General features: G+C 67.8%; 11 protein-coding genes. 2 read left to right on the top strand and 9 right to left on the bottom strand.

Going from position 1 to position 17,320, the window contains the following annotated elements; genetic code table 11:
* Positions 1-25 precede the first annotated feature (25 nt).
* Positions 26-2,728: a TonB-dependent receptor gene (locus ASD14_RS01205; RefSeq protein WP_162247657.1), complete on the top strand. Its 2,703-nt coding sequence runs from the start codon at positions 26-28 to the stop codon at positions 2,726-2,728.
* Between the two features lie 265 nt (positions 2,729-2,993).
* On the opposite strand, the gene ASD14_RS01200 is transcribed toward ASD14_RS01205, so the two are convergent.
* The 7 genes from ASD14_RS01200 to ASD14_RS01170 all read right to left on the bottom strand — a co-directional run bounded on the left by ASD14_RS01200 (position 2,994) and on the right by ASD14_RS01170 (position 11,518).
* Positions 2,994-3,647, bottom strand: coding sequence for a bifunctional 4-hydroxy-2-oxoglutarate aldolase/2-dehydro-3-deoxy-phosphogluconate aldolase (locus ASD14_RS01200; RefSeq protein WP_200946997.1), 654 nt, complete (start codon positions 3,645-3,647; stop codon positions 2,994-2,996).
* Positions 3,644-4,648 carry a glucokinase gene (glk, locus tag ASD14_RS01195; protein WP_056127701.1) on the bottom strand — a complete coding sequence of 335 codons (1,005 nt, stop codon included), beginning with the start codon at positions 4,646-4,648 and terminating at the stop codon, positions 3,644-3,646. Before glk ends, ASD14_RS01200 begins: the two co-directional genes overlap by 4 nt.
* On the bottom strand, positions 4,645-6,486 hold the full coding sequence (gene edd, locus ASD14_RS01190; RefSeq protein ID WP_200946996.1) for a phosphogluconate dehydratase: 1,842 nt from the start codon (positions 6,484-6,486) through the stop codon (positions 4,645-4,647). The genes glk and edd overlap by 4 nt, the downstream gene beginning before the upstream one ends.
* Positions 6,486-7,190, bottom strand: a complete 705-nt coding sequence (gene pgl / locus ASD14_RS01185; RefSeq protein ID WP_056127699.1) for a 6-phosphogluconolactonase — start codon at positions 7,188-7,190, stop codon at positions 6,486-6,488. Before pgl ends, edd begins: the two co-directional genes overlap by 1 nt.
* A gap of 72 nt (positions 7,191-7,262) precedes the next feature.
* Positions 7,263-8,720 carry a glucose-6-phosphate dehydrogenase gene (gene zwf, locus ASD14_RS01180; protein ID WP_056127695.1) on the bottom strand — a complete coding sequence of 486 codons (1,458 nt, stop codon included), beginning with the start codon at positions 8,718-8,720 and terminating at the stop codon, positions 7,263-7,265.
* Positions 8,721-8,918: 198 nt separating this feature from the next.
* The gene (locus ASD14_RS01175; protein ID WP_056127693.1) at positions 8,919-10,547 is read right to left on the bottom strand and encodes an MFS transporter; all 1,629 of its coding nucleotides are present in this window, start codon (positions 10,545-10,547) and stop codon (positions 8,919-8,921) included.
* Positions 10,548-10,738: 191 nt separating this feature from the next.
* Positions 10,739-11,518 carry an energy transducer TonB gene (locus tag ASD14_RS01170; RefSeq protein ID WP_235565273.1) on the bottom strand — a complete coding sequence of 260 codons (780 nt, stop codon included), beginning with the start codon at positions 11,516-11,518 and terminating at the stop codon, positions 10,739-10,741.
* Positions 11,519-11,693: 175 nt separating this feature from the next.
* Between ASD14_RS01170 and ASD14_RS01165 the strand changes: the two genes are divergently transcribed.
* Entirely contained in the window at positions 11,694-13,553 is a 1,860-nt protein-coding gene (locus ASD14_RS01165; RefSeq protein ID WP_056127686.1) for a monovalent cation:proton antiporter-2 (CPA2) family protein, read from the top strand.
* 54 nt (positions 13,554-13,607) lie between these two features.
* Here ASD14_RS01165 and ASD14_RS01160 read toward each other — a convergent pair whose 3' ends face one another.
* Positions 13,608-16,985, bottom strand: coding sequence for an ankyrin repeat domain-containing protein (locus ASD14_RS01160; RefSeq protein WP_082538650.1), 3,378 nt, complete (start codon positions 16,983-16,985; stop codon positions 13,608-13,610).
* Positions 16,978-17,247: a YcgL domain-containing protein gene (locus ASD14_RS01155; RefSeq protein ID WP_056128804.1), complete on the bottom strand. Its 270-nt coding sequence runs from the start codon at positions 17,245-17,247 to the stop codon at positions 16,978-16,980. Before ASD14_RS01155 ends, ASD14_RS01160 begins: the two co-directional genes overlap by 8 nt.
* Between the last annotated feature and the right edge of the window lie 73 nt (positions 17,248-17,320).

Genomic DNA, 17,320 nt, shown 5'->3' with positions numbered 1-17,320 from the left:
GTTTCATTCCGGAGGGGGAGTGATGGTGCAATTCAAGAGAAACATGCTGAGTGTCGCGCTGGCGTCGGCCACGATGATGCTCGCGGCCGGCGCGCAGGCGCAGACCGCCGAACCGCAGACGACGCAGAAGGAAGACACGAAGCAGGGCGATGCCAAGACGCTGGACACGGTTCTCGTCACCGGTATTCGCGGCGCCATCGAACGCTCGATCGACACCAAGAAGGAATCCAACGAAATCGTCGAAGCGGTGTCGTCCGAAGACATCGGCAAGCTGCCCGACGTGTCGATCGCCGACTCGATCGCCCGCCTGCCCGGCCTCAGCGCGCAGCGCTTTGGTGGCCGCGCCCAGGAAATCCACATCCGCGGCTTTTCCGGCGACTTCTCCACCACCACGCTCAACGGCCGCGAACAGGTCAGCCTGGGCCAGAACCGTGGCGTCGAATTCGACCAGTACCCCTCCGAGCTGATGAGCTCGGCCGTGGTCTACAAGACCCAGAACGCGTCGATCATCGGCCAGGGCCTGTCCGGCACCGTCGACCTGCGCACCGTCCGCCCGCTCGACTACGACAAGCGCACCATCGCGGTGAACCTGCGCGGCGACATGAACCGCCTCGAGGACTCGAAGAAGTACGGCAACCGCTACAGCGTTTCCTACATCGACCAGTTCGCCGACAACACCATCGGCCTGGCGCTGGGCTACGCGCACCTCAACAATCCTTCGCAGAACCACACCTTCGGCAGCTGGGGCTACGACGGTGACGGCATCCTCGGCGGCTGGAACGTCGGCGAACGCATCGGTGAGAACGAGCGCGATGGCCTGATGGGCGTGCTCGAGTTCCGCCCCGGCGGCAACTGGGAATCGACCCTGGACGTGTTCTATTCCAAGTTCGACGTCGACGAGGACCTGCACAACCTCGAGAGCGCCCGCGCGGGTTCGACGGTGACGTCGCGCACCGACGCGCCGGACGGCACCGCCACCTCGGTCACCTTCGCCAACCTGCCTTTCATCACCAGCAAGAACGAATCGCATTCGATGCGCGACAAGCTGCTCTCGGTGGGCTGGCGCAACGAGTTCAAGTTCGGCGAAGCGTGGAACATGACGGCCGACGTCAGCCACTCCTCCGCCGAGCGCAAGGAGCGCGTGCTCGAGGTCTATGCCGAGTATCCGGTGGAAGGCGGCGACACGCTGACCTACACCCTGAATCCCGACGGTTACTACGAGTTCGACTACGGCCGCGACTATGGCGATCCGGGCTCGATGGTCCTAACCACCGGTGGTGGCGGCGCCGCGGGTAGCTGGGGCCAGGATGGCTACCTGAAGGACTTCACCGTCGAGGACGAGATGAACTCGCTCCGGCTCGACTTCGAACGCAGCTTCGAAAAGGGCTTTGTCAGCAGCCTCGAATTCGGCCTCAACTACGCCAAGCGCGAGAAGAGCCGTGCCGCCGACGAAGCGCAGCTGTATCTCAACCCCGACTTCACTCCGGGCAGCGCGCCGATTCCGGATGACGCGCTGTGGACCACGAGCATTGGCTTCCCCGGCATTCCGAGCGGCAGCCTGGTCGGTGTCGATGCGGACAAGGTCCTGCCGCTGTATTACGCACGCAGGAACATCCATCGCGACATCAACAACAAGAACTGGGAAGTCGACGAAGACCTGGCCACGGCCTACATCCAGGCCAACATCGATACCGACTTCCTCGGTGCGCCGCTGCGCGGCAACTTCGGCGTGCAGGCGGTGCAGGCCGACCAGCAATCGAGCGGTATCGCGATGTTCAACGGCGTGGCGGTGAGTACCGGCTCGAGCAATGGCGCCAAGTACACCGAGATCCTGCCGAGCCTGAACCTGAAGCTGGAGTTGCCGAACGAGAACTTCATCCGCTTCGCGCTCGGACGGCAGATGGCCCGTCCACGCATGGACGAGATGAAGGCCAGCGCGGACTTCAGCGTCGCGCGCGTCAGCGACGTCAATGGCACGCGGCTCGAGTTTTCCGGCAGCGGCGGCAATCCGGAGCTGAAGCCGTGGATCGCCAATGCCTTCGACCTGGGCTACGAGAAGTATTTCCACGGCTCGGGCTTCTTCACCGCCGGCGTGTTCTTCAAGGATCTGCAGAGCTACATCTACAACCAGTCGACGCCGTTCGATTTCAGCCAGTTGCCGATCGACGATGCCCTTCCGCCGGGCGCGGAAAGGCCGCCGACGACCGAGGGCTTCTTCAACCAGCCGGTGAACGGCACCGGCGGCACGCTGAAGGGCTACGAGGTCGCGCTGTCGATTCCGTTCGACATGTTCTGGGCGCCGCTGGAAGGCTTCGGCTTCACCGGCAACTACAGCGACGTGACCAGCTCGATCCGGCCAAACCCGAACGACGCCGACGAGACGCTGCCGGGCCTGTCCAAGTACGTTTCGAACATGTCGGTGTACTTCGAACGCTGGGGCTTCTCCGCCCGCGTCAGCCAGCGTAGCCGTTCGGACTTCCGCAGCCAGGTCATCGGCTTTGGCGGCGACCTGTCGCGCGGACGCCTGTTCAAGGGCGAGAAAGTCACCGACGTGCAGCTGGGTTACGAGATCCAGTCCGGACCGCTGCAGAACCTCTCGTTCCTGCTGCAGGTCTACAACCTGGAGAACGAACCGTTCCGCGAATCGCAGGCGGGCTTCCCGGACCGCCCGACCTCGTACAACTCTTATGGACGTACCTACCTGCTGGGCGTGAACTACAAGTTCTGATAACGGGCCTTCGCTCTGCCTTTGGGCCCTTGCCTGCTCCTCCCGCAGGCAAGGGCTTTTTTATTGGCGCGCGGGTGGCTCGGCAAAGGCCGGTGCGCTCCGAACAGCGATTGCTGTTGGGGTCGAACGCGAATGGCCGCAACGGCCGGACCGGCGCGAAAAACCGGGCAAGCCGGAACGCTCTGCAAGGAGCGCGTGTTTTTTATCCGTGCCGGTTGCTCGCACTTCAACCGCAACGGCGGGCAGGCGGCGCCGGAACGCGCGATCAACTGTTGCGCAGTGCGGAGGCTTCGCGCGCCAGCTTCTCGATCCGGCTCCAGTCTCCCGAGGCCATTGCATCCGCGGGCACCATCCACGAACCGCCGACGGTGATCACGTTGGGCAGGGCGAGATACGCGGGCGCCTTCGCGGCATCGATGCCGCCGGTGGGGCAGAACTTCGCCTGCGCGAACGGGCCGGCGAAGGATTTCAACGACGCGATGCCGCCGCTCGATTCGGCCGGGAAGAACTTGAAGCGCTCGTAGCCCAGTTCGAGTCCATGCATCAGCTCGCTCGCCGTGGCAATGCCCGGCAGCAACGGAATGCGCGAGTCACTCGCCGCCGCGTACAACGCGTCGGTGGCGCCGGGTGAAATCGCGAACGTCGCGCCCGCGGCTTCGACCGCCGAGAGATGGCGCGCGTTGAGCACCGTACCCGCACCGACGCTGGCGCCGGGCACTTCCTCGCGGATGGCGCGGATGGCGCCGATCGCCGCTTCGGTGCGCAGCGTCACTTCCAGAACCGGCAGGCCGCCGGCGACGAGTGCGCGCGCCAGCGGCACCGCGTCTTCGACGCGGTTGATGCTGAGCACCGGCACGATCGGCGCACGCGCCAGGACCTGGTCGATGCGTTGCGAATGGAGTTCCATCGGCGTGCTCATGATGTTGCCTCCGAGAGGGCCTCGCGGGCGGCAACGGCCGCGCCGAGCAGGCCGGGATTGGCGTGGGTGATGACGCGGATCGTCACCGATTCGAGATAGGAGGCGAAGCGGCCCTTGGCGAGGAAACGCTCGCGGAACGCGCTGCTGCGCAGGAACGGAATGAAGCGCGGCACCATGCCGCCGGCGATCATCACCGTGCGCGCCCCATGGATCAGCGCGGCGTCGCCGCACACGCTGCCGAGCACCGCGCAGAAGCGCGCGAGTGCGCGCCGTGCGGCGACGTCGTGGCCTTCCAGCGCCGCCTTCACGATGTCGGCGGGATCGCGCAACGCGACATCGTTCGGGGCATTGCCATTGCTGCCGAGCACCGCGTCGATGTGCGAGAGGCCGGCGCCGCACAGCACGCGTTCGGTCGATGCGCGGCCGAAACGCGCGGTGAGCCAGCGGGAGATCATCAGTTCCTCGTCGCCGAGCGGCGCGAAACTGACATGCCCGCCTTCGGTCTCGATGACTTCCCAGCTGCGCTTTTCGTCGCCGACCAGCAGCCCGACGCCCAATCCCGTACCCGGACCCATCACCGTGACCGGGCCACGCAACGGTGCGTCGTCGGCGCCATGCAGGGTGACGTATTCGCCGGGCTGCAGCGCGGGCACGGCCCACGACACCGCGCCGAAATCGTTGATCACCGCGAGGTGATCCAGGTTCAGCGCCTGCCTGAGTTCGGCGCGCGTGAACGACCATGCGCGATTGGTCAGGCGGATCTCGTCGCCATGCACCGGCGACGCGACGGCGATCGCGGCGCTGCGCGGCTTCGCGCCGACTTCGGCGAGATAGTGTTCGGCTGCGTGCTGCAGGCTCGCGAACTTCGCGTTGACCAGCGAACGCGGCTCGATGATCTCCGGCGCGGGCGTCACCGGGTCGGTCAGGGCAAAGCGCGCGTTGGTGCCGCCGACATCGGCGATCAGTGCAAGCTCGCGCTGCGAACCATCAGGCGTCGTCATGGCGTCTCCGTCACGAACAGGCTGCATCCGCCCTGCTCGGCGGTGCCGACCTGGGTACGCATCAATGCGAACAGCTCGCGCCCCAGGCCGGTGCGATTGGGCTGCAGCGGCGCGAGTTCCGGCGCGCGCGCATTCCACTCGTTGATGTCGACCAGCGCATCCATCGTGCCGGCGTCCGCGTCGATACGGATCGCATCGCCGTCGCGGATCCGCGCGATCGCGCCGGCATCGGCGGCTTCCGGCGACACGTGGATCGCCGCGAGCACCTTGCCCGACGCGCCCGACATGCGGCCATCGGTCAGCAACGCGATGCGCTGGCCGCGATCCTGCAGCAGCGAGAGCGTCGGCGTGAGCTTGTGCAGTTCCGGCATGCCGTTGGCACGCGGTCCCTGGCCACGGATGACGGCGACGAAATCGCCTTCGAGCTGGCCTGCCTTGAAGGCATCGAGCAAAGCGTCCTGCGCATCGAAGACCTTCGCGGGCGCGGTGATCCGGCGGAACTCCGGCGCGACCGCGGAGATCTTCGCGACCGCGCGACCGAGGTTGCCCTGCAGGCGGCGCAGGCCGCCTTCGCTGTCGAACGGCTCGGCAACGGGCCGCACGATGGTCGGATCGCGCGTGACCCGTGGCGGTTCGCGCCAGCGCAGCTGCGTGCCGTCGAGATAGGGTTCAAGCGTCTGCTGGCGCAGGTCGCCACCGTGCACGCACAGGATGTCGTTGTGCATCAGGCCCGCGTCGAGCAGTTCACGGATCACGAACCCGGTGCCGCCGGCCTCCTGGAAACCGTTCACGTCGGCGCTGCCGTTCGGATAGACGCGCGCAAGCAACGGCGTCACCCGCGACAGCTCATCGAGATCATCCCAGTCGAAAAGGATCCCGGCCGCACGCGCGACCGCAACCATGTGGATCGCGTGGTTGGTGGAACCGCCGGTTGCGGCAAGCGCGACCAGCGCGTTGACGATCGATTTCTCGTCGACGGTGCGCGCCATCGGCCGGTAGTTATCGGATGTGCCGTCGTCACCGAGCGCGGTGATGCGCAGTACCTGTTCGGTCGCGGCGACGGTGAGCGCGTCGCGCAGCGCGGTGTAGGGATGGACGAAGGCGCTGCCCGGCATGTGCAGGCCCATCGCTTCCATCATCATCTGGTTGGAATTCGCCGTGCCATAGAACGTGCACGTTCCCGGTGCGTGGTACGAGGCCGCTTCGGCTTCCAGCAACTCGTCGCGTGTCGCCTTGCCTTCGGCGTAGCGCTGGCGTACCGCGGCCTTCTCCTTGTTCGGCAGGCCGCTCGGCATCGGTCCGCCGGGAATCATCACCACCGGCAGGTGGCCGAAGCTCAATGCGCCGATCAGCAGGCCCGGCACGATCTTGTCGCAGATGCCCAGGCACAGGACCGCGTCGAACATGTCGTGCGACAACGCGACGGCGGTGCCCAGCGCAATGGTGTCGCGCGAGAACAGCGACAGCTCCATGCCGACCTGGCCCTGGGTCACGCCATCGCACATCGCGGGCACGCCACCGGCGACCTGCGCGCTGCCGCCGGCATTGCGCGCGGCCATGCGGATCAGGGTCGGGAACTGCTCGTACGGCTGGTGGGCCGAAAGCATGTCGTTGAACGCGGTGACGATGCCGATGTTCGCGCCGCGGGTACCGCGCAGGTGCGCCTTGTCATCGCCCGACGCGGCAAAGCCGTGGGCGAGGTTGCCGCAGCTCAGTCGCGTACGGGCGGGCGACGTTTCGCGCGCCGCGTCCATGCGCGCGAGGTAATCGCCACGCGTACGGCCACTCCTGTCCGCGATGCGTTGGGTCACGCGTTCGATGGCGGGGTGCAGGGACATCATTCGCTCCAGTGGATGTGCACGTCGGCGCCAGGCGCATGCAGGATGGCGGCAACCGGATACCGCAATGCGTCCTGCGATGCCTGCGCTTCACGCAGCATGGCGTGCTTGCCTTCGCCGGTGATGGCGAGGTGGAGACTGCGTGCGCGCAACAGGCGCGCAGCGGTCAGGGTGACGCGCGGGAACGGCGCTTCGGGCGGCAGCGGTTGCGGATCGATGCGGCAGGCATCCCCGGCACCCTGCGGATCGAGTGCGGCCGCGAGGTCCACCGCGCCGGGAAACAGCGAAGCGGTATGCGCATCGTTGCCCATTCCCAGCACGACGGCATCGAAGTCGGCTGCGTGTCGGGAAAGCATCGCGCGCGCCTGCGTTCCGGAGCGATCGGGGTCGCCGTCCTCCGTCGTCAACGATGCGAAGCGAACGCCCTCCGCCTGCGCGAATGCACTCCGCATTTCCCGCAGGTTGCACGCCGGATGGTCGTGCGGCACGCAGCGCTCGTCGGTCGGCATCAGCACGACGCGGCTCCAGTCGACGTCGCGCGAGGCCAGCGCGCGATACGCGGGAAACGGCGTGCGTCCGCCGGCAAGCACGAGCATGGCCTGGCCGCGTTCCGCGATGGCTTCGCGCACGATGTTTTCCAGGCGCGCCGAGAGTGCCGCCGCGAGTGCGTCGGCATCGACGTAAACATGTTCGGTCCAGGCCATCAGCGGACTCCTGCCAAGGTCCCTTCCCCGCTCATCCCGAGCGTAGCGCCGCAGGCGCAAGGTCGAAGGACATCAGTCACGCCAGCTGTGCCCGTGCCGTTCGGCCATCGCGACCGCCGCGGCCGGGCCCCAGGTACCCGCAGGGTACGGCCGGGGCGTGATGTTGGCGTGGCGCCAGCCGTCGAAGATCGCGTCGATCCATTCCCACGCGGCTTCGGTTTCGTCGCGGCGCACGAACAGCGTGTTGTTGCCTTCGATCGCATCGAGATACAGGCGTTCGTACGCGGGGCGGCGGCGGAACGTGGCGAATTCCTCGTGCATGTCGAGGTCGAGCTCGACTTCCGACAGCTTGAGGCCCGAGCGATCGAGGCCCGGCGTCTTGCTCATCAGCTTCAGTTCGATGCGTTCTTCCGGCTGCAGGCGGATGGTGAGCGCGTTGGGCTGCGCGAGCGCGCCGGGGAAGATCGAATGCGGCACGGCGCGGAACTGCAGGTGGATCTCGGTGCTGCGGCGGGGCATGCGCTTGCCGGTGCGCAGGTAGAACGGCACGCCCGACCAGCGCCAGTTGTCGACATGCGCGCGCAGCGCGACGAAGGTTTCGGTGCGGCTGGCCCGGCCCAGTTCCTCGAGGTAGCCGGGCACCACTTTTCCGTCCACCGCGCCGGAGGTGTATTGCCCGGCGACGGTTTCGGTGACCACATCCTCGCGGCCGATGCGGCGCAGCGAACGCAGCACCTTGATCTTCTCGTTGCGTACCGCGGACGGTTCGAAGCGAGCGGGCGGTTCCATGGCAGTGAGGCACAGCAGCTGCAGCATGTGGTTCTGCAGCATGTCGCGCATCGCGCCGGAGTGGTCGTAGTAATCGCCGCGGCCTTCGACGCCGACGGTTTCCGCCACGGTGATCTGCACGTGCTGGATGTGGCGCGCGTTCCACAGCGGTTCGAACAGCGCGTTGCCGAAGCGCAGGGCGAGCAGGTTCTGCACGCCTTCCTTGCCGAGGTAATGGTCGACGCGGAACACGCGTTCTTCGTCGAAGACGCGGGTCACGCCGTCGTTGATCGCGATCGCGCTGGCGAGGTCGTGGCCGATCGGCTTTTCCAGCAGCACGCGCGTGCCGGGGCCCCCAAGGTCCATGCGGCCGAGCGCTTCGCAGATCGGCGCATAGAAGCGCGGCGCGGTGCTGAGGTGGTACACGACGTCGCCGCCTTCGCGCAGCACGCGGATGCGTTCGCCCAGTTGCTGCAACGAGGCTTCGTCGTTGGTGTCCGCGGCGAAGTAGTCGATGCGGTCCAGCAGTGCCTGCAGCGTGGCTTCGTTGCACTCGCCACTGGGCACGTTGCGGCGGATCGCGTCGCCGATCTGCGCGCGGAAACCGTCGGCATCGATGTCGGTGCGGCCGGTGCCCAGGATGCGCATGGCCGGCGTGCACAGGCCGTCGGCCTCGAGGCCGTACAGCGAGGGAAACAGCATGCGCTGGGCCAGGTCGCCGGTCGCGCCGAAGATCACCAGCAGGGAAGCAGGGTTGGGCATCGTGGGACGGGGTGGGGATGTCCCCGGAGTCTAATCCCCCGGACGTTCAGGAAGCCTTTGCATACGATTGCGTGCGCGATGGGCTCTTTCCGTTGGTCATCTGTAACGCCGCTCTGCCGCTACTGCGCGGTGCGGCGTAAGGCGCACGGAAGCAGGCACCCGAAGGCCCGGCGCTACGCAAACGGCAGCAGTCCGCTTTTACGGATGCGACAGCGCGTCCTGGATGTCTTCGAGGCGATGCCCACGCGTCTCGATGCCACTGCGCAGCAGCATCACGCCGGATACCGCCATCGGCACCGCGATCAGCAACGCCGACCATGCGAAATGGCTGAAGAAGCCCATCACGCCCAGGCCCGCGCCGAGGATGCCGCCGAACTTCGAGCTCGCCGCGATCACGCCCGAACCCGTGCCGCGCAGGTGCACGGGATAGATCTCGGCGGCGTACGGAATCAGCATCGCGATCACGCCGCTGATGCTGATCAGCAGCGACGCCGTCGCCGCGACGGTCAGGACTTCCGAACGCAGCTGCAACGCGCCCATCAGGAAGAACGCGAGCAGCGACACCGTGGTCAAGCCAATGAACACCACCAGTGACTTGAAGCTGCTCCAGTGGTGGTACAGCCAGATCACCACGGCAATGCCGGGCAGCGCGTAGATCGCCGACTTCGCCAGCAGGCGGCTGGCGAGCTTGGGATCGACGCCGAGTTCGGTGAGGTTGACCGGTAGCCACAGCAGGAAGCCGAAGTTCGCCAGCCCCCACGCCATGCCGCACACGAGCAGGCCCCAGGTGATCGGCGCGTGGCGGCCGCGCAACAGCTGACGCGTTCCGATAACCGGGTGGGCATCGTCGATCTTCGGCGCGCCCGGATGTTCGCGGTCGTCGGGCTCGATCGCATCGGCCGCGTTGCCGGAAAACGACTTGCCTGTGAACTTCATCAGCACCGCGCGCGCCTGGTGCTGGAGCCCCATGTTCGACAGGAAGCGCGGCGATTCGGGAATGAAGCGGTACAGCACGAGGATGATCGCGCCGGTCGGCAGGCCGAGCAGCCACAGCACGCGCCAGCTGAACATCGGTTCGAGCGTGGCCGCTGCGCCCGCGGCGAGTAGATAACCCGCCGAAGTGCCGATCCCGCCGAGGGCGACCAGCAGCCAGCCACGATGCGCGGCGGGCACGGTTTCGGCCATCAGGGTGAAGGTGATCGGCAGCAGGCCGCCAGCGGACGCGCCCATCAGGAAGCACATCGCCAGGTTCCAGCCGAAGCTTGGCATCGCGCCACAGATCGCCGTGCCCATGAACATCAGCGCGCCCAGCAGGATCGCCGCGCGACGGCCGAAGCTGTCGGCGACGCGCCCCCACAATACCGAGCCCACCGTGGTGCCGGTGAGCGCGACCAGTGCGAGCAGGCTCGCGGTCGGCTTGGTGATGCCGTATTCCGAACTCATGCCGGGCATGACGAAGCCGAGGGTCGCCGGTTTCATCACGTCCACCGCCAGCGCCGCGACGAGCACGGCGACCAGCTTCCAGTGTTCGATGTTGAGCCCGACGCCGTCGGCGATATGGAAATGCAGATGGCGCCCTTCGCCATGCAGCGCCCGCTTCATCAGCGCGAGCCGCGGCATCAGCCCGTAAGCCGCGAAACCCAGGCCGATCGGGATCGCCGCCATGCCCATGAGCATCCAGTGGTCCATCGGCATGCCCACCATCTGCCAGTGCGTGTACTGCCCCATCAGGAACATCGGCGCATGCGAAAACACGCCCGCGACGATCAGCGCGCAGCCGAACCAGAAGGCGATGGGATGGTGGAAGCTCAGGCCGTTGGGTTGCATGACGCGAAGTGATCGTGGCCGGAGTGCGGCGCGGGGCCTGCATCATGCATTGTTCTGTTGTCCGCCGGGATGTCCGGGTCCGGCGTGATCGGATCGGGCACCATCAGGATCGTGAATACGCTCCGGCTCCGCGAGCCGCAGTTCGCGGCTCAAGCCCTGGCCAATGGATCGAAGCAGACCTCTTGCGCTCCTCAGGTTCCGGAAAGCTCCGTCACTAACTTCAGCCCTGAGCCCGCACGGTAGGCATCACCGGGAGCGAGGGTATCGGGGCTGAAACCGATGCCTTCCGTGGCCGCTTCCCACGGGTCGGCATGTCGTGGGCCGGGGACATAGGCTTCCCACCGGCCATAAACATCGGCCCGGCTCGGACCGTCCAGCGAAAACACCACGGGTACGCGCATCACGAAATAGTCCGCGCTGGCTTTCTCCCCTTCAGTCGGCGGGCTGAACTTCCATCGCTTCGCCTGACGCACGGAAGCCTTTTCGAACACGCGACGCCACTGCTCCATGACGTTTTCGCTCGCAACCACCTTCAGGTTCACCTGTTCGGCAATCACGTCGGTGACCGTGCCATCGCGCGCCGCGCGCACCAGCAGGTAGACCGTGCCGGCCACGCCGGATGCGACCGCGCTCTCCGGATAGCCCGGTGGCGTGAGCTTCTGCCCTCGCGCACGCTCGGCCGTCCTGTCGGATGGATTGCCGAACCCGGCACTGCGTATCTCGATGCTGTAGCTGGTGTCATCAAGCTTCCTGGCGACCAGGCGGATGTTCATCGTGGTCCTGACGTTGGCCGGCTTGCCATTCATCAGCACAGGCTCGAATTTCCAGGTGGGGACGGACTTGCCAAGCAGTTCGACCACGCCGGGCGGCAGTTTTTCCTGCCGGTCCAGCGAGAAGCCGGACACCGCTCCGTCGCTGTCCACGTCGATCTTGCCGGTGACCAGCATGCTGGCCTCGACCTGCTTGCGCACCGCCGCCGGACCGCCCCCGAAGGCCGCGACGCCTGCGCTGGCAAGCAATGCGGCGATAGCGGCGAAAGTTGCGACTCCATTGCGGATGTTCATGACGTCCCTCGTTCCATGTCAGTAACAACGCGCGGAGCATAACCGCACCGCAGCGGCATAATCACCGCAATGGAGGTGCGCAATGCACGGCGATAGCGGTCTGGAACTTGCCCTGGTCTTTCTGCTTGCCGCGGTGATCGCGGTGCCGGTGTTCCGGCGCTTCGGCCTGGGTGCGGTGTTGGGTTATCTCGCCGCGGGAGTCGCGCTGGGGCCGCACGGCATCGCGGTGATCCGCAACGCCGACCGCGTGCTGACGGCATCGGAGATCGGCGTGGTGATGATGCTGTTCGTCATCGGCCTGGAACTCTCGCCGTCGCGCCTGCGGGTAATGCGCAAACCGGTATTCGGCGCCGGCGGCGCGCAGGTGCTGTTGTCGACAATCGCGCTGATGGTGGTGGCGATGCTCGGCGCCACCTTGCTGGGCGACGCGACGCTGCAGGACGGTGTCGGCTGGAAAACGGCGCTGGTGGCGGGCGGCGGCCTTGCGCTGTCTTCGACGGCGGTGGGTTTGCAGCTGCTGTCCGAACGCAAGATGCTGACCAGCGAACATGGCCGGCTCGCGTTCGCGATCCTGCTGTTCCAGGATCTCGCGGCGATCCCGTTGCTTGCCGCGATTCCGCTGCTCGGCCATGCGCAGGCGCAGGCCAGTGAACCGATCGGACTCGCGGTGCTGAAGGCGGTGGTCGCGATAGCGGTCGTGGTGCTCGGCGGCCGGATCGTGCTGCGCCATCTGTTCCGCGTCGTCGCGCGCACGCAGATGCCGGAGGTATTCACCGGCGCCGCACTGCTGACGGTCCTCGGCGCTGCGTGGGTGATGCAGCTCGCCGGATTGTCCGCGGGCCTGGGTGCGTTCCTCGCCGGCGTGCTGCTGGCCGATTCCGAATACCGGCACGAACTGGAATCGCAGGTCGATCCGTTCAAGGGCCTGCTGCTCGGCCTGTTCTTCATGGCCGTCGGCATGAGCATCGACCTGCAGCGCGTGCTTGCCGAACCCCTGCTGATCGCATCGATCGTGCTCGGCTTCATGGCGATCAAGTTCCTGCTGCTCGTCGCAGTCGGATTGGGGCCGGGCGGCCTGAACAAACGCGAATCCCTGCAGCTGGCGGCGGTGCTCGCACTGGGCGGCGAATTCGCCTTCGTGATCTTCGGCGAAGCGGTGAAGGCCGGCGTGTTCGACAACGCATTGCGCGACCGCCTCGTCGCCGCGGTGGGCGTGTCGATGGCACTCACGCCCGTGCTCGTCATCGCGGTGTCGCGCCTGCTCTCCGCGCATCCGCCCGCGAAAGCGAAGCGCGCCTTCGACGCGATTCCCGACGGTCACCCGCAGGTGCTCATCGCCGGCTTCGGCCGCTTCGGCCAGGTGGTGGCGCGCCTGCTGGCCGCGCACCGCACGCCCTTCATCGCGATCGAGAACAATATCGAACAGGTCGACTTCTCACGTCGCTTCGGCAACCTGATCTATTACGGCGATCCCGCGAAACCCGAACTCCTGCGCTCGGCCGGCGCGCGGCACGTGAAGGTGTTCGTGATCGCCATCGATGACCAGGAGCGCTCCACGCGTACCGTCGAAACCATCCGCCGCCTGTATCCGGAAGCCACCGTCTATGCACGTGCACGCGACCGCCGCCACGCATGGGACCTGATGGCGCTCGGCGCGAAGGTGATCCGCGAGACGTTTTATTCCAGTCTGAAGATGGGCGAAAAGGTGCTCATCGAACTCGGCATCGAATCCGACACCGCGCGCGATCACGTCAGGAAGTTCCACGACCACGACGTACGCCTGCTGCGCGCGCAGTACGCAGTCCACGACGACGAGGACGCGCTGCTGCAGACCGTGCAGGATGCGCGGCGCGAGCTGGAAGACCTGTTCGCCGCCGATGCGGGCGAGGGCGTGCTCGGCGAGATCGCCGCGAGCAGCCCGGTGGAACCGGAAGCGAGCTGAGCTGATCGCTGCTTCGCAGGGTAAAGCCTGCTTCGCGCCACGAAGCGGGTGCGATCAACGATCGCGCAGGAAGCGCGCCATCGACACATCCGATCCCGGCGGTGCCGGCGTCGGCGCCAGTTCCGCGGCGATGTCGACGAAGCCGCGCATCACCGCGATCTCGCGCGGGGTGCGGTTGAGCGTGTCGCGCTGGCCGGGGTCCGCGCCGGCGCGCAGCAGCTTGTGCACGACGCGCATCAGTCCGTGCAATGCGGCGAGGTGCAACGGGCCGAAACCGCGCGGATCCTGCACGTCGAGGCGCACGTCGTGGTCGAGCAGCTGGTCGAGCCCGGCGATCAGCACGTCCTCATCGGCGGCCGAGCCGGGCTCCGCACGCGCACCCAACACCAGCAGCAGCGGCGTTGCGCCTGCCGCGGGCAGGTCGGGTTCGGCGCCCGCGAGCAGCAGCGTGTCGAGCAGCGCTACCAGGCGCGCGCGTTCGCGGGCGGTGAAGCCGAACATCGCCGCGCAATGCAGCGCGGTGCGGCCCTGCGCGTCGAGAGCGTGTACGTCGGCCCCGGCCGAGAGCAGGCGTGCGGCCATGTCGGGCAGGCCGAGCGCGCACGCGACCATCAGTACGGTGAGATCACCCGGCAGGCGCTGTTCCAGCGATACGCCGGCCGCGATCAGGCGATCGACGACTTCAGCATGGCGCATGCTCACCGCCGCCGACAGCGGCGTGGCGCCGGAATTGGCGGCGAGTTGCGGATCGGCACCGCGCGCGAGCAGCAGGTCGACGACCGCGCGGTGGCCCCCACCGGCCGCGCGCAGCAGCGCGCTGCAACCCTGGTTGTCGGCGGCATCGACCGGCAGGCCGAGGTCGAGCAGGCGGCGCACCGCATCGGCATCGCCGACGATCGCCGCGGCCGGCACATCCTGCGCACGCAATGGACGTCGCGGCAGCGGCCAGCCGCGCCAGTCAAGCCAGTCGGCGAGGTCGCGGCGGCCCGACGACAACGCGACCCCCAACGGCGTCTGTCCATCGGCGGCCAACAGATCGGGGGCGGCGCCGTACGCGACGAGTTTCCTCAGCATTGCCTCGCGACCGAGTGCGGCGGCGAGGTGCAGCGCGCTCATGCCGTGGCTGTCACGGCCATCCAGGCTCACGCCGACAGCGAGCAGGCGGTCGACCAGGCGCGACCAGCCCAGGCGCACCGCGAGTGCGAGCGGTGGATCGCCGGCGGGTGAGGCCGCGAACGGATCGGCACCGCGTTCGAGCAGTTCGAGGGCGAAGTATTCCAGCCCGCGCGCCGCCTGTTCGCTCGCCGAACACGCCGCGAGGAAACGCGCGAGGCCGCCAGCGCCGGCTGGCGAAACGCCACGACGCAGCATCGCCTGCAAGGCGGGCAACGCCGACGGACCGCGCGTAAGCAGCGCGAAGAACGGGGTGTCGCCATTGCCATCGCGCACGCCGGGGTCCGCGCCCCACGCGAGCAGGCGCTCGACCTGTTCGGCACCCGGGCCGGGCCTGCCGTCATGGGTGCCGTTGTCGTGCAGCAATGCGCCCAGTTCGGCCGGGCTGAGCAGTTGCGCGAGGCCGCCGAGTTCGGCGCCACGGCGTTCGTGCAGGCCTTCGCGCAGCAACGCCGCAGGCGCGCGATCGGGAAGGAGAGCGTCGAGTTCCGCCGCATCGCTCACCGCGGACGGCACCGGATAGGCGCGATCGAGCGCGGCTACCAAGGCCCAACGCCCTGCTTCGGCGGCGCGATCGATCGCGCGCTTGTCATCGAAATCGCGTGTGTCCGGATCCACGCCCAGCGAGAGCAGGCGTTCGATCAGTGCCGGCGTTGCGTTCTCGGACATCGCCGCGAGCATCAGCGCGCCGCGGCCGTGCGCGTCGACAGCGGCGGCTTCGTTGACGCCGCCCCCGCTCCTGGACGAGCCGGACAATTGCGTAAGCAGGCATTCGAGCACGGCAAGGCGTCCACCCCGCGCCGCCTCGAGTACGGGCGTGCGCGCGAGCCGATCGGTGGCGGCCGGATCGGCCCCCGCGCCGAGCAGCACCTGGGCGATCTCGACATGACCGGCGAAGGCGGCTTCGTGCAGCGCGGTGCGGCCCTGCGCGTCGCGGGCGTCGACCTTTGCCTTCTGCTTGAGCAGCAACTGCACACCGGCCGGATCGTCTTCTTCGGTGGCCGCCGCGGCGAGCAGCGCGGGCTGGCCGCCGCGCGGCTCGGGTTTCGCGCCGCGTTCGAGCAGGAATTTCGCCAGGCGCCAGTTGCCCGCGGCGCAGGCGACGCCAAGCGGCGAAAGTCCATCGGCGTTCAATGCATCGACTTCAGCGGCGGCATCGCGCAGCAACGCGGCGACACCCGGATCGGAGCTGCGCGCGGCGTGGTGCAGCGCGGTGTTGCCATCGAAGTCGACCGCACGCGGGTCGGCGCCGTTGGCGAGCAGGGTCATCACCGCGTCCGGACGGCCGTGCCAGCTGTCGCGCGTCGCCGCGAGCAACGGCGTCATGCCGGCGTGCGAGGCATTGAGGTCGATTCCCTGCGCGATCAGCGCGCGCAGCAGGCGCAGGTCCGGCAATACCGCGGCGAGCACGGCGAGGCTGCGCTGATCGCGGTCGTCGGCCGGCGGCGGCGCGTGCACGTCGGCGCCCGCCTCGATCAGTTGCAGCGCCTGCTCGACCCGGCCCGCGCGCGCCGCCGCATGGAGCTCGGCCTCCAGCGGGATGCCGGACAGCGGCAGTTCGGTGGCGGCTCCGGCGTCGGTTTCGAATGCGATGTCGGCTTCAGGTAGCGCATCGGCAGGCGCAACCCGCTGCAGCAACCAGTGCAGCAACGGCGCTACCGGCACCAGCAATGCGGCCAGTACCCAGCGCGCAATGCCCCCGAGCAATCCGGGCCATGCCAGCAGCATGATCGCGCCCAGCATTCCGACCACGATCGCGGCGACGCCGAGCCCACGCCAGGCGCCGGCATCGAGTTCGCCCAGTTCGTTCCAGTGGCGCGTGAGCCGGCCGCCTTCGGTTTCCTGCCCGTGCCAGAGCGGCCACAAGCGCCACACGCCGAGCAGCAGCACGCCCGCCACCAGGCTCACGCCCAGGGCGGCCATCAGCGAGCCGCCTTCGAGCAGCGCCGACAACGGCCACAACGCCACGGCCAGCGCGACCAGGAATGCACAGCCCCACAGCGTGGCGAGCCAGCCGCCTTCGCGAAGCAGCCTGCGCGGCGCGATCCGGCGGCCGCGCAGCTGCGCGATCCCGATCGCGAACGCGGGCTGCGCGAAGATCGCCGCAATCGCCGCGACCGCACCGCCGAATCCGGCCAGCAGGGTCAGCAGCGCACCTGCCGCGAGCGTTGCCCACAACGGCCAGCGGGCCGGCGCCGTATCCAGGGTTCGTTCCGTCCCGGACTGCACTTCGGGCGTCGCCGCAATGGCGTCAGGCATCGGTGCCCCAATCCTCCGTCATCGGATCCTCGACGGTAGGCGGAAATTGCAGGTGGAAGCCGCGCATGGCGAGGTTCTCGCGCACCACGGCGGCATCTTCACGGGCGAGCCTGCGTTCCGGCGTCAGCGCCACTTCCATCACGAACTGCAGGCGGCCCAGTTGCGCGCGCAGCGGTTCGGGCAGGCGCATGAAATCGTCGCGGGCAGCGAGGTACACGTAAGTGTCGGCTTTGCGGAGACTTTTGTAGACGTGGGCTTGCATGCGCTCGGGGGCGGGCTCGCAGCGTGACAACGCACACAGCATAACCGCCCCCACCTACGGGGGAAACGCGTGT

The sequence above is a fragment of the Lysobacter sp. Root494 genome (assembly GCF_001427225.1).
GTDB lineage: Bacteria > Pseudomonadota > Gammaproteobacteria > Xanthomonadales > Xanthomonadaceae > Agrilutibacter.
The sequence above is the reverse complement of the archived record's forward strand: the minus strand, read 5'-3'. Positions and strand labels throughout refer to the sequence as shown.